This window comes from Pseudomonas sp. Pseusp88, assembly GCF_047303955.1.
Classification (GTDB): Bacteria; Pseudomonadota; Gammaproteobacteria; order Pseudomonadales; family Pseudomonadaceae; genus Aquipseudomonas.
In genome coordinates this window covers 86,790-99,180 of the sequence record NZ_JBGLYM010000007.1, presented here as the reverse complement: position 1 = coordinate 99,180, position 12,391 = coordinate 86,790, and the positions used below count along the sequence as shown (strand labels likewise).

General features: G+C 60.0%; 13 protein-coding genes. 1 reads left to right on the top strand and 12 read right to left on the bottom strand.

Going from position 1 to position 12,391, the window contains the following annotated elements; genetic code table 11:
- Positions 1-46: 46 nt before the first annotated feature.
- From ACCD02_RS11720 to ACCD02_RS11690, 7 genes are all read right to left on the bottom strand, one after another.
- The gene (locus tag ACCD02_RS11720) at positions 47-934 is read right to left on the bottom strand and encodes a peptidoglycan DD-metalloendopeptidase family protein (RefSeq protein ID WP_413301526.1); all 888 of its coding nucleotides are present in this window, start codon (positions 932-934) and stop codon (positions 47-49) included.
- A 190-nt stretch (positions 935-1,124) separates the two neighbouring features.
- On the bottom strand, positions 1,125-1,760 hold the full coding sequence (locus tag ACCD02_RS11715; RefSeq protein ID WP_259109962.1) for a protein-L-isoaspartate(D-aspartate) O-methyltransferase: 636 nt from the start codon (positions 1,758-1,760) through the stop codon (positions 1,125-1,127).
- A gap of 41 nt (positions 1,761-1,801) precedes the next feature.
- Positions 1,802-2,551 (bottom strand): 5'/3'-nucleotidase SurE, encoded by a 750-nt coding sequence (gene surE / locus ACCD02_RS11710; protein ID WP_413301524.1) that lies wholly within the window; start codon positions 2,549-2,551, stop codon positions 1,802-1,804.
- Positions 2,539-3,597 (bottom strand): tRNA pseudouridine(13) synthase TruD, encoded by a 1,059-nt coding sequence (gene truD / locus ACCD02_RS11705; protein ID WP_413301522.1) that lies wholly within the window; start codon positions 3,595-3,597, stop codon positions 2,539-2,541. The genes surE and truD overlap by 13 nt, the downstream gene beginning before the upstream one ends.
- Positions 3,594-4,067: a 2-C-methyl-D-erythritol 2,4-cyclodiphosphate synthase gene (gene ispF, locus ACCD02_RS11700; protein ID WP_413301520.1), complete on the bottom strand. Its 474-nt coding sequence runs from the start codon at positions 4,065-4,067 to the stop codon at positions 3,594-3,596. Before ispF ends, truD begins: the two co-directional genes overlap by 4 nt.
- Before the next feature lie 45 nt (positions 4,068-4,112).
- Positions 4,113-4,958, bottom strand: a complete 846-nt coding sequence (gene fghA, locus ACCD02_RS11695; RefSeq protein WP_413301518.1) for an S-formylglutathione hydrolase — start codon at positions 4,956-4,958, stop codon at positions 4,113-4,115.
- Between the two features lie 100 nt (positions 4,959-5,058).
- On the bottom strand, positions 5,059-6,171 hold the full coding sequence (locus tag ACCD02_RS11690) for an S-(hydroxymethyl)glutathione dehydrogenase/class III alcohol dehydrogenase (protein WP_413301516.1): 1,113 nt from the start codon (positions 6,169-6,171) through the stop codon (positions 5,059-5,061).
- 105 nt (positions 6,172-6,276) lie between these two features.
- On the opposite strand from ACCD02_RS11690, the gene ACCD02_RS11685 reads away from it, so the two are divergent.
- Positions 6,277-7,173: a LysR substrate-binding domain-containing protein gene (locus tag ACCD02_RS11685; protein ID WP_413301514.1), complete on the top strand. Its 897-nt coding sequence runs from the start codon at positions 6,277-6,279 to the stop codon at positions 7,171-7,173.
- A 92-nt stretch (positions 7,174-7,265) separates the two neighbouring features.
- Here ACCD02_RS11685 and ispD read toward each other — a convergent pair whose 3' ends face one another.
- From ispD to ACCD02_RS11660, 5 genes are all read right to left on the bottom strand, one after another.
- The gene (ispD, locus tag ACCD02_RS11680; protein WP_413301512.1) at positions 7,266-7,997 is read right to left on the bottom strand and encodes a 2-C-methyl-D-erythritol 4-phosphate cytidylyltransferase; all 732 of its coding nucleotides are present in this window, start codon (positions 7,995-7,997) and stop codon (positions 7,266-7,268) included.
- A 1-nt stretch (position 7,998) separates the two neighbouring features.
- On the bottom strand, positions 7,999-8,277 hold the full coding sequence (gene ftsB / locus ACCD02_RS11675) for a cell division protein FtsB (RefSeq protein ID WP_259109888.1): 279 nt from the start codon (positions 8,275-8,277) through the stop codon (positions 7,999-8,001).
- Between the two features lie 155 nt (positions 8,278-8,432).
- Positions 8,433-9,719: a phosphopyruvate hydratase gene (gene eno / locus ACCD02_RS11670; RefSeq protein WP_413301510.1), complete on the bottom strand. Its 1,287-nt coding sequence runs from the start codon at positions 9,717-9,719 to the stop codon at positions 8,433-8,435.
- 150 nt (positions 9,720-9,869) lie between these two features.
- A complete protein-coding gene (gene kdsA, locus ACCD02_RS11665) occupies positions 9,870-10,715 on the bottom strand; it encodes a 3-deoxy-8-phosphooctulonate synthase (protein WP_413301508.1) in 846 nt (281 codons plus the stop codon).
- Positions 10,716-10,733: 18 nt separating this feature from the next.
- The gene (locus tag ACCD02_RS11660; protein WP_259109894.1) at positions 10,734-12,365 is read right to left on the bottom strand and encodes a CTP synthase; all 1,632 of its coding nucleotides are present in this window, start codon (positions 12,363-12,365) and stop codon (positions 10,734-10,736) included.
- Between the last annotated feature and the right edge of the window lie 26 nt (positions 12,366-12,391).

Here is a 12,391-nt window from a genome sequence, read left to right as displayed (position 1 = left end):
CAATGCGTGAGCCTGTCCCTCTACGCAAGGAACAGGCTGGCAACAATCAACGACGTGGCAAGAATTGCAGCGGATCGACTGGCTTACCCTGACGGCGAATCTCAAAATGCAACTTCACCCGGTCAGTTCCAGTTGAACCCATCTCGGCAATTGTCTGCCCTGCCTTGACCTGTTGCCCCTCCCGTACCAACAGCCTACGGTTATGACCGTAAGCACTGACGTAGGTATCGCTGTGTTTGATGATTACCAATTCGCCGTAGCCCCGCAAGCCACTCCCGGCGTAAACAACCGAACCATCAGACGCAGCTAAAACAGGCTGTCCCAAATCCCCGGCGATATCAATTCCTTTATTCAAACTACCGTTTGAAGAAAATTTGCCGATCAAAACACCCGCCGAAGGCCAGGTCCAACCGCCCGGGGAACGCCCGCCATCGTCGGCCGGCGCGCCGCCGGAAGGTGGTATTACCACTGGAACGACACCGATCGGCTTGGAGATAACCGTGGTCTTGAGCGAACCCGAAGGGCTGGTGGTCGTGCTGGTGGTCGTGCCCGAACGAGGCGGCACAGTCGGCGTGCCGACAACCGCTACAGGCGTTGACGCGGACGGCTTGCTCGAAACGCCGTCGAAGCGAATCGTGCGTCCCGGATGAATGGTATAGGGCTCCGGAATCTGGTTGCGTGCAGCCAGCGCCTTGTAGTCCCAGCCGTAGCGAAAGGCGATGGAGAACAGGGTATCGCCACGCTTGACCACGTATTGCCCGGTGGTGACCGCAGGACGCTGAGGTGCCGCCGAGCTGCCATTGCGATCGACCACGCGAACGCCGCCGGACGGACTGCTGGAACAGCCTACCAACAGGATACTGAGGGCAATGCCAATCATCAGCCGCTGAAAACTTATTGAAGACATACGCTGCCGAATGACTGTGCGACTCACCCGCCACTCCCTTTACCGGTGACTGAATTTGAAAGGTGCCTATTGTGCCGTATTAACGGCAGGCAGTTATTGCTAAACGATGTCAAAATCCGCGCGCCGCACTGAATAAGCACCTGCCGGGTTCCTGTACCAGAGAAAGACAGGAGATAGACCCGCAGTGCCCGACAGAATTCAGCGGCGGTGCAAAAGCTCAGGCCAGGGGGCCATTGAGCAACGGTACGAAGCGAACAGCACCCAGTACATGTCGGGAAAAACCGTTTTCTTCACGAATGATCAGCATCAGTTGCTGAACCTCGCCGGAGCCAACCGGTATGACCAGTCGCCCACCCGGTGCCAGTTGATCGAGCAGGGCCTGCGGCACATCCGTGGCCACTGCCGTGACGATGATGCCGTTGTAAGGTGCCAGCGCCGGCCAGCCTTCCCAGCCGTCGCCCCAGCGAAAGACCACATTGCGCAGGTTGAGCTCGACCAGACGCTCTTTGGCGCGATCCTGCAGAACCTTGATCCGCTCCACCGAAAAAACCCGCTCGACCAGCTGTGCCAGCACCGCCGTCTGGTAGCCCGAACCGGTGCCGATTTCCAGTACCTTGTCCAACGGACCCGCCGCCAGCAGCAGCTCGCTCATGCGCGCCACCATGTAGGGCTGGGAAATGGTCTGGTTATGGCCGATCGGCAGCGCCGTATCTTCGTACGCCCTATGCGCCAGGGCCTCGTCGACGAACAGATGGCGCGGCGTCTTGCGAATCACCTCGAGTACCTGGGCGTTGGACAGCCCTTCCTCGTACAGGCGCTGGATCAAACGCTCACGGGTGCGCTGCGAGGTCATGCCGATCCCGCGTCTTAACAGATCATCTTGCTCGCGTGACATCAACTCAGCCCCTCCAGCCAACGGTTCAGGCTGCTGAAGCCTCCCTGATAAGTGCGGTCAAGCTGCAAGGGCGTAATCGAAACAAAGCCCTGCATGACTGCGTGAAAATCCGTGCCTGCCCCGCCGTCTTCGGCATCTCCGGCTGCGGCGATCCAGTAACCGGCACGGCCACGGGGATCGACCACCTTGACCGGAGCCGCCGCACGAGCGCGATGGCCCAGACGAGTCAGCTGTATGCCGCGCACGTGCTCGAGCGCAAGATTGGGAATATTGACGTTCAATACTGTGCGCGGCGGCAGGTCCAACTGTTCATGGGCCTCGACCAGCAGACGGGCATAGTGCGCCGCAGTCGCCAGGTTGTCCGGTTGACGCGACAGAAACGAAAAGGCAAATGACGGCCGCTCCAGGAAACGCCCTTCCAGCGCCGCGCCAACGGTACCGGAATACAGCACGTCGTCGCCCAGGTTGGCGCCCAGGTTGATACCCGAAACCACCATGTCCGGCGCCTGCTCCAGCAGGCCGTTGAGGCCCAGGTGCACACAGTCGGTGGGCGAACCATTGACGCTGATATAACCATTGGCCAGCCAATGCGGGTGCAATGGCCGGTCGAGGGTCAACGAGCTGCTGGCGCCGCTTCGGTCCTGATCAGGTGCGACAATCACGCACTCACAGTAATCCGCCAACGCCGAATGCAGCGCAGCAAGACCGGGGGCCATTACCCCATCATCATTTGAAATCAGAATACGCATGGGCTGTCCGTCTGCCCAACCGGCACCAGATCGACGAGTTCACGCACCAGTACGGTGGCGAAGCATCCGGCCGGAAGGACGAATTCCAGTTGCAGAATGTCAGACTCGGGATAATGCCACGTCAACCGGCCAATGGGCAGCCGCAGGATGCGACGTTCGTGTTCCATTCCCGCCCTGATCAGCCAATCACAAAGCACCGACTCACGCAGGGCAACGCTGTTTTCCAGCTCGGCGGTGAGGCCTTGGGCTGGCGAAGGGCCTTTACCCCACTGCGGCCCGGTCGGATGCAGGTCGAGAATGGCCAGGCGCGGGTCGCTGCATTCAGCGTCACCGGCCGGAAAAAAACTACGACTGTCGGTAAATGCCAGCAGATCGCCGACCTGGGCGCGCTGCCAGCTGCCATCGGCAACCCGTGCGGCCAGCACCTGATTGAAGATATAGCTGCGCGCAGTGGACAGCAGCCGCGAACGCACATTGCGCTGCTCTGGCAAGGCCTGGCGGGCCGCGTAATCACGGGCTTCACCGAGATTGCCACCCTCATGCCCGAAGCGCTGGGCACCGAAGTAATTGGGGATACCTTGCGCAGCGATGGCCTGCAGACGCAGATCCAGAGCAGCCGTATCGGCTTGCAGGCCGGTCAGGCGCAGGGTAAAGCCGTTGGCGGCATGGGCGCCGCGCTGCAACTTGCGCTTGTGCCGACCACTCTTGAGGATCTTCAGCGTGTCGTTTTCTGCGCTGCTCATGTCCGGGTCGGCCTTGCCAGGCAACTGGATGCTGAACCACTGGCGGGTCAGTGCCTGACGATCCTTCAGACCGGCATAGCTGACCGTGCGCAGTTGCACACCGGCAGCACGGGCGAGACGCCGGGCGGCTTCTTCGGTATTCAGGCCGCGCTTCTCGACCCATAGCCAGAGGTGCTCACCGTCGCCGGAAAGCGGGATATCCAGCACTTCGTCGACTTGAAAGTCTTCGGCCGTGGCCTTGAGCACGGCGCTGCCCAGGGCTTCACCATAGGCACGCGGGCCCAGCAGTTCGAGTTCAGTCATGGGCGCAGCAACAGGGCAACAGCGTGCACGGCAATGCCTTCTTCGCGGCCGGTAAAGCCGAGCTTTTCCGTGGTGGTGGCTTTTACGTTCACTTGATCGAGCTCAACTTGAAGATCCGCGGCAATCAATGCGCGCATCGAATCGATATGCGGGGCCATTTTCGGCGCCTGGGCGACGATGGTGGTGTCAACATTGCCGACCTTCCAGCCCTTGGCATGGATCAGGCCCAGCACATGGCGCAGCAGGACGCGGCTGTCGGCGCCCTTGAATTGCGGATCGGTATCGGGGAAATGCTTGCCGATATCACCCAGAGCAGCGGCGCCGAGCAAGGCATCACTCAAGGCATGCAACAGCACATCGCCATCGGAATGGGCCAGCAACCCGAACCTGTGTGCAATGCGCACGCCACCCAGGGTAATGAAGTCGCCCTCGGCGAAACGGTGCACATCGTAGCCATGGCCAATACGCATAAAAAAACGCCCTGAAAAAAGTCAGGGCGTGATTCTACCTACTTATTAGGCTTTCAAGGCGAGTGCGTGATGCCGTAGATGATCTTCCATGAAACTGGCGATGAAGAAGTAGCTGTGGTCGTAACCCGGCTGCATTCTCAACGTCAGTGGATGCGCTGCGGCTTTCGCCGCCTGGACCAGCGCTTCAGGCTTGAGCTGATTGGCCAGGAAGTCGTCACGATCGCCCTGATCGACGAGGATCGGCAGTTTTTCCGTCGCTTCGCTGATCAGCACACTGGCATCCCACTCGCGCCAGCGGGCCCGGTCTTCACCCAGGTAACGGGAGAAAGCCTTCTGCCCCCATGGGCAATCCATCGGATTGCTGATCGGCGAAAAAGCCGACACCGACTTGTAACGACCCGGATTACGCAAGGCGCAGACCAGTGCTCCGTGACCGCCCATGGAGTGACCGCTGACACCGCGCACCTCGGACGCCGGAAAATGCGCCTCGACCAGGGCAGGCAGCTCACTGACGACATAGTCGTGCATGCGGTAATGCTTGGCCCAGGGCTGTGCCGTAGCGTTCAGGTAGAAACCGGCACCGAGACCGAAATCCCAGGCGTTGTCCGGGTCACCCGGCACATCAGGTCCGCGCGGACTGGTGTCGGGAGCAACGATGATGATCCCCAGTTCCGCAGCGATGCGTTGTACGCCGGCCTTCTGCATGAAGTTCTCGTCAGTGCAGGTCAGGCCCGACAGCCAATACAGCACCGGCAGCTTCTCGCCCTGCTCTGCCTGCGGCGGCAGATAGACGGCAAATACCATGTCGCAGCCGAGCACGTCGGAGCGATGCTTGTAGCGTTTCTGCCAGCCGCCGAAGCTTTTCTGACAGGAAAGATTTTCCAAAGACATGGGTCGTGGACTCCCAGCTTCGAGCTACGAGCTACGAGCGGCAAGCAGGGTCGTGTGCAGACCCGCGCGCCGCTCGAAGCTCATGGCTCGCAGCTGCTTCTTAGAAATGGATGACGGAGCGAATGCTTTTGCCTTCGTGCATCAGGTCGAATGCCTTGTTGATATCTTCCAGACCCATGGTGTGGGTGATGAAGGTATCCAGGGGTATCTCGCCCTTCTGGGCTTTTTCGACATAGCTAGGCAGTTCGGTACGGCCACGCACGCCGCCGAATGCCGAACCGCGCCAGACGCGACCGGTCACCAGCTGGAATGGACGGGTAGCGATTTCCTGACCCGACGGCGCCACGCCGATGATGACCGACTCGCCCCAGCCTTTATGGCAGCACTCAAGCGCAGCACGCATCAGATTGACGTTGCCGATGCATTCGAAGCTGTAATCCACGCCGCCATCGGTCAATTCGACGATCACGTCCTGGATCGGCTTGTCGTGTTCTTTTGGATTGATGAAATCGGTCGCACCCAACTCACGGGCCACGTCGAATTTCGCCGGGTTGATGTCAATGGCAATGATGCGCGAAGCCTTGGCCATTTTCGCGCCGATGATTGCCGCCAGACCGATGCCGCCCAGGCCGAAGATGGCAACGGTAGCGCCCTCTTCGACTTTGGCGGTGTTGAGCACGGCACCGATACCGGTCGTGACGCCGCAACCGAGCAGGCAGACTTTTTCCAGCGGCGCTTCCTGAGGAATCTTGGCCAGGGAAATTTCCGGCACCACGGTGTACTCGGAGAAGGTCGAGCAGCCCATGTAGTGATACACCGGCTGACCGTTGTAGCTGAAACGGGTGGTACCGTCCGGCATCAGGCCCTTGCCCTGGGTCGCACGGACTTTCTGGCACAGGTTGGTCTTGCCGGACAGGCAGAATTTGCATTCGCGACATTCGGCGGTGTACAGCGGGATGACGTGATCGCCTACTGCCAGGGAGGTGACGCCTTCGCCGATCGCTTCAACGATGCCGCCGCCTTCGTGACCGAGGATGCACGGGAACACGCCTTCGGAGTCGGCACCGGACAGGGTGTAGGCATCGGTATGGCAGACGCCGGAAGCAACGGTGCGAATCAACACCTCACCGGCCTTTGGCGCTTCAACGTCGACTTCGACGATCTGCAGCGGTTGGTTAGGGGCAAAGGCAACAGCAGCGCGTGACTTGATCATCCAGCTTCTCCAGCGAAGTAAAAACAAGGCCTGGAGTGTAAAGCAGTGCCGATTGGTGAATAATCCAGGCAAAAGCAAAACATTATTGCTGCACAGGGATAATCAATGTACACCAATCGCTGGGAAGGTCTGGACGAGTTCGTCGCCGTGGCCGAGTGCGGTCAGTTCACCGCTGCAGCGGAGCGGCTGGGCGTGTCGTCGTCCCACATCAGTCGGCAGATAGTCCGCCTGGAAGAACGCCTGCAGACCCGTCTGCTCTACCGCAGTACCCGGCGCGTCACCCTGACCGAAGCCGGGCAGACCTTCCTGCACCATTGCCAACGCTTGCAGGATGGCCGCGAAGAAGCGCTGCGCGCGGTCGGCGACCTGAACAGCGAGCCCAAGGGGCTGCTGCGCATGACCTGTGCGGTGGCCTATGGTGAACGCTTCATCACCCCATTGGTGACCCGTTTCATGGGCGATTACCCGCAGTTACGCGTGGATATCGAATTGAGCAACCGTACCCTGGACCTGGTGCACGAAGGGCTGGACCTGGCCATTCGCCTTGGCCGCCTGCAGGACTCACGACTGGTGGCCACGCGCCTGGCGCCAAGGCGCATGTACCTCTGTGCATCGCCCTCCTATCTGGAGCGATATGGTCGGCCCCACAGTCTGTCGGAACTCAATCGACATAACTGCCTGATTGGCGGCAGCGACACCTGGTTGCTGCAACACAATGGCCGGGAGTTTTCCCAGCGGATCCAGGGCAACTGGCGCTGCAACAGTGGCCAGGCAGTGCTGGATGCGGCGCTGCAAGGGGTCGGCCTGTGTCAGTTGCCGGATTATTACGTGCTGGAGCATTTGAACAGCGGCGCGCTGATATCCCTGCTCGAAGCCCACCAGCCGCCAAATACCGCGGTCTGGGCGTTGTATCCGCAGCAACGGCATCTATCGCCCAAGGTGCGCAAGCTGGTGGATTATCTTAAGGAAGGGTTGGCGCTGCGGGATGAGTATCGGGTATGACAGCAAACTCAGACCTGTAGGAGCTGCCGAAGGCTGCGAGAGGTTTTACCTGACACACCGACTTCGCAGCCTTCGGCAGCTCCTACAAGCCCTTATTCCAGATCGAGGATTGTTTTTACGCCGAACTCATTTCGCCGCAAACGCAACCACTCAAGATCCTCAGGCCGGGTCACCTTGATATTATCCGAGCGACCTTCGATCAGCCGCGGCGCCTGCCCGGCCCACTCCATGGCCGAGGCTTCGTCGGTAATACTCACATTCGACACCAGACCGTCGGCCAATGCCCGATGCAGGGCGCCGAGGCGGAACATCTGTGGCGTGTAGGCCTGCCAGATCAGGCTGCGATCAACGGTTTCGCTGACCCGCCCCTCGCTGTCGGCCCGCTTGAGGGTGTCACGGGCGGGCACGGCCAGCAGGCCACCCACCGGATCGTTGGCCAGTTCGCTCAGCAGATTGTCCAGGTCGCTGCGGGACAGATTGGGCCGCGCGGCGTCGTGCACCAGTACCCAGTCATTATCGCCAGCGCCCTGGGCATGCAGATGCAACAAGGCGTTGAGCACCGAGTCGGCGCGCTCCCTGCCACCGTCGACACGCTGGATGCGTGAGTCCAGGGCGCATGGCAGGGTCGGCCAGTAAGGATCATCGGGTGCGAGGCTGATCACCATGCCCTTGAGGCGAGGATGATCGAGAAAACACAGCAGGCTGTGTTCCAGAATAGTCAGACTGCCCAGTTGCAGATACTGCTTGGGCCGGTCGGCCGCCATGCGAGCACCAATGCCCGCGGCGGGAATCACTGCCCAGAAGGCCGGAAGGGAATCGTTCACGTCATTGCGCCAGCTGATAGAGGGTTTCGCCATCCTTGACCATGCCCAATTCATGGCGGGCACGTTCTTCGACGGTTTCCAGACCTTTTTTCAGTTCCAGCACTTCGGCGTCGAGAACACGATTGCGCTCCAGCAGGCCTTCATTCTCGGCATGCTGATCAGCAATCTGTTGAGTCAGGCTGGCCACTTGCGCAAGGCTCCCGTTACCGACCCAAAGGCGATACTGCAAGCCGGCGAGGAGCAGAAGCAAGACAAGGAACAACCAGTTCGGACTGCGCATTGAATATCGGGACCCAGTAAAGACAGCAAGCATTCGAACAAACCACTGAGGGCATTGAGCCTGGCACGGGCCAGGCTCAATCACCGCGAACGGCAGAATCAGGCGAAATTATCGACTGTTCCTACAACGAACGCTGTCTTTTTACCATCTCCGACTCAGCCACGGAACTCGTCGCGACCACGATAGATAGCTTTAGCACCCAATTGCTCTTCGATACGCAGCAGTTGGTTGTACTTGGCAATACGGTCGGAACGGCTCAGGGAACCGGTCTTGATCTGACCGGCGGACGTGCCCACGGCCAGATCGGCAATGGTCGAATCCTCGGTTTCACCGGAACGGTGCGAGATCACGGCAGTGTAACCCGCAGCCTTGGCCATCTGGATGGCTTCGAGCGTCTCGGACAGGGTGCCGATCTGGTTGAACTTGATCAGGATCGAGTTACCGATTTTCTTGTCGATGCCTTCTTTGAGAATCTTGGTGTTGGTGACGAACAGGTCGTCGCCCACCAGTTGGATCTTGTCGCCGATCTTGTCGGTGAGGATTTTCCAGCCCGCCCAGTCGGACTCGTCCAGACCATCTTCGATGGAGATGATCGGGTGCTTGCTGACCAGATCGGCCAGGTAGTCGGCGAAACCGGCGGAGTCGTACTCGCCTTCTTCGCTGAGCACGTACTTGCCGTTCTTGTAGAACTCGCTCGCGGCGCAGTCCAGGGCCAGGGTCACGTCGGTGCCCAGCTTGTAACCGGCGTTGGCAACGGCTTCGGCGATGGCGTCCAGCGCGTCGGCGTTGGAGTTCAGGTTCGGTGCGAAACCACCTTCGTCACCGACGGCAGTGTTCAGGCCACGGCCTTTAAGCACGGCTTTGAGGTGGTGGAAAATCTCGGTGCCCCAGCGCAGACCTTCGGAAAAGGTCTTGGCGCCGACCGGCTGGATCATGAATTCCTGGATATCGATGTTGTTATCGGCGTGCTCGCCACCGTTGATGATGTTCATCATCGGGACCGGCATCGAGTAGACGCCAGGGGTGCCGTTGAGGTTGGCGATGTGCGCGTACAACGGCAGGTCCTGGTCCTGAGCAGCAGCCTTGGCAGCGGCCAGGGACACGGCGAGGATGGCGTTGGCGCCCAGGCTGGCTTTGTTTTCGGTGCCGTCGAGGGCGATCATGGCACGGTCCAGCGCCTGCTGGTCGACCGGATCCTTGCCCAGCAACAGGTCACGGATAGGACCGTTGATATTGGCGACTGCCTTCAGTACGCCCTTGCCCATGTAACGGCTCTTGTCGCCATCACGCAGCTCCAGCGCTTCGCGCGAGCCGGTGGAGGCACCGGACGGCGCACAGGCGCTGCCGATGATACCGTTGTCGAGGAGCACATCTGCTTCCACGGTGGGATTGCCACGGGAGTCGAGAACTTCACGACCTTTGATGTCGACGATTTTTGCCATTGTTGTAAGCACTCCAAGATTGACGAAAACGACGCAGCAGAAAAAACCTTTATCGCCTCAGGCACGGAACAGCTGGCAGGCCTGAAACAAAAGCCTCTCCCGGCGCCCTGAGGACCGGGAGAGGACGGCAATGTAACGGAGAAACGCGGCTTATGCGGTTTCTACCGTCGGAAAACTTTTCACCAGTTCGTCCAGAGCCTTGAGCTGGGCCAGGAAGGGTTCCAGCTTGTCCAGACGCAAGGCGCAGGGGCCGTCGCATTTGGCATTGTCCGGATCCGGGTGGGCTTCGAGGAACAATCCGGCCAGGCTCTGGCTCATGCCCGCCTTCGCCAGGTCGGTGACCTGGGCGCGACGACCACCGGCAGAATCCGAGCGACCGCCCGGCATCTGCAGGGAGTGGGTCACGTCGAAGAACACCGGGTATTCGAACTGCTTCATGATGCCGAAGCCGAGCATGTCCACCACCAGGTTGTTGTAACCGAAGCTGGAACCACGCTCGCAGAGGATCAACTGGTCATTGCCCGCTTCTTCGCACTTGCTCAGGATGTGCTTCATCTCCTGGGGCGCGAGGAACTGGGCCTTCTTGATGTTGATCACCGCGTTGGTCCGGGCCATGGCCACCACCAGATCGGTCTGCCGCGACAGAAAGGCCGGCAACTGGATGATGTCGCAGACTTCGGCAACGACCGCCGCCTGCTCAGGCTCATGGACGTCAGTGATCAGCGGGACGTTGAAGGTCTTCTTGATCTCTTCGAAGATCCGCATGCCCTCTTCCAGGCCGGGGCCACGGTAGGAGTGCATCGACGAGCGATTGGCCTTGTCGAAACTGGCCTTGAACACGTACGGGATGCCGAGCTTCTCGGTGACCCGCACGTAGGCTTCACAGACCTGCATCGCCATGTCCCGCGATTCGAGCACGTTCATGCCGCCGAACAAGACCATGGGCTTGTCGTTGGCGATCTCGATCGAACCTACACGGATGATTTTCTGCGTCATGTCGTTGGGATTCCCGAATCAGCCGTTCTTCTGGTGTTGAGCAAGCGCCGCCTTGACGAAACCACTGAACAGCGGATGGCCGTCACGTGGTGTCGAGGTGAACTCCGGGTGGAACTGGCAGGCCACGAACCACGGATGGTCCGGCGACTCGACCACTTCGACCAGCGCGCCATCACCGGAGCGACCGGAGATTTTCAGACCGGCTTCGATCAGGCTGGGCAGCAGCTTGTTGTTCACTTCATAACGATGGCGGTGACGCTCGACGATCACGTCCTTGGTGTAGCAGTCGTGAACCAGCGAACCCGGCTCCAGCAGGCAATCCTGTGCGCCCAGGCGCATGGTGCCGCCCAGATCGGAGGATTCGGTACGGGTCTCGACGGCGCCGGTGGCATCTTCCCACTCGGTGATCAGACCGACGACCGGATGGCCGCTGTTGCGATCGAACTCGGTGGAGTTGGCGTCTTTCCAGCCCAGCACGTTACGGGCGAACTCGATAACCGCCACTTGCATGCCCAGGCAGATACCCAGGTAAGGCACCTTGTTTTCGCGAGCGAACTGCACCGCAGTGATCTTGCCTTCCACGCCGCGCAGGCCGAAACCACCCGGCACGAGGATCGCATCGACACCTTCGAGCAGGGCAGTGCCCTGGTTCTCGATGTCTTCGGAGTCGATATAGCGCAGGTTGACCTTGGTACGGTTGGTGATGCCGGCGTGACTCATCGCTTCGATCAGCGACTTGTAGGCGTCCAGCAGCTCCATGTACTTGCCGACCATGGCGATGGTGACTTCATGCTCAGGATTGAGCTTGGCGTCAACTACCGCTTCCCACTCGGACAGATCAGCGCTGCCGCATTGCAGGCCGAAACGCTCGACGACGAAATCATCCAGACCCTGGGAATGCAGGATGCCCGGGATCTTGTAGATGGTGTCGGCATCTTCCAGCGCGATCACCGCACGTTCTTCAACGTTGGTGAATTGAGCGATCTTGCGACGCGACGAAATGTCGATCGGATGATCGGAGCGGCAGACCAGCACGTCAGGCTGCAGGCCGATGGAGCGCAGCTCCTTGACCGAGTGCTGGGTTGGCTTGGTCTTGGTTTCGCCAGCGGTGGCGATGTAAGGCACCAGTGTCAGGTGCATCAGCATCGCGCGCTTGGCGCCGACTTCGAAGCGCAATTGACGAATGGCTTCGAGGAACGGTTGCGATTCGATATCACCCACCGTACCGCCGATCTCGACCAGAGCGACATCGGCATCGCCTGCGCCCTTGATGATCCGGCGTTTGATTTCGTCGGTGATGTGTGGAATGACCTGGATGGTCGCGCCCAGATAATCACCACGGCGCTCTTTGCGCAGGACGTGTTCGTACACACGGCCGGTGGTGAAGTTGTTGTTCTGGGTCATGGTGGTGCGGATGAACCGCTCGTAGTGGCCCAGGTCCAGGTCGGTTTCGGCGCCGTCGTGGGTGACGAACACTTCACCGTGCTGGAAGGGGCTCATGGTGCCCGGGTCCACGTTGATATAGGGGTCCAGCTTGAGCATGGTGACCTTAAGTCCCCGCGCCTCCAGGATGGCCGCCAATGAAGCCGAGGCAATGCCTTTCCCCAATGAAGAAACAACACCGCCCGTGACGAAGATGTAGCGCGTCATGAAAAACCCTAGAAGTCTGCGTTAAA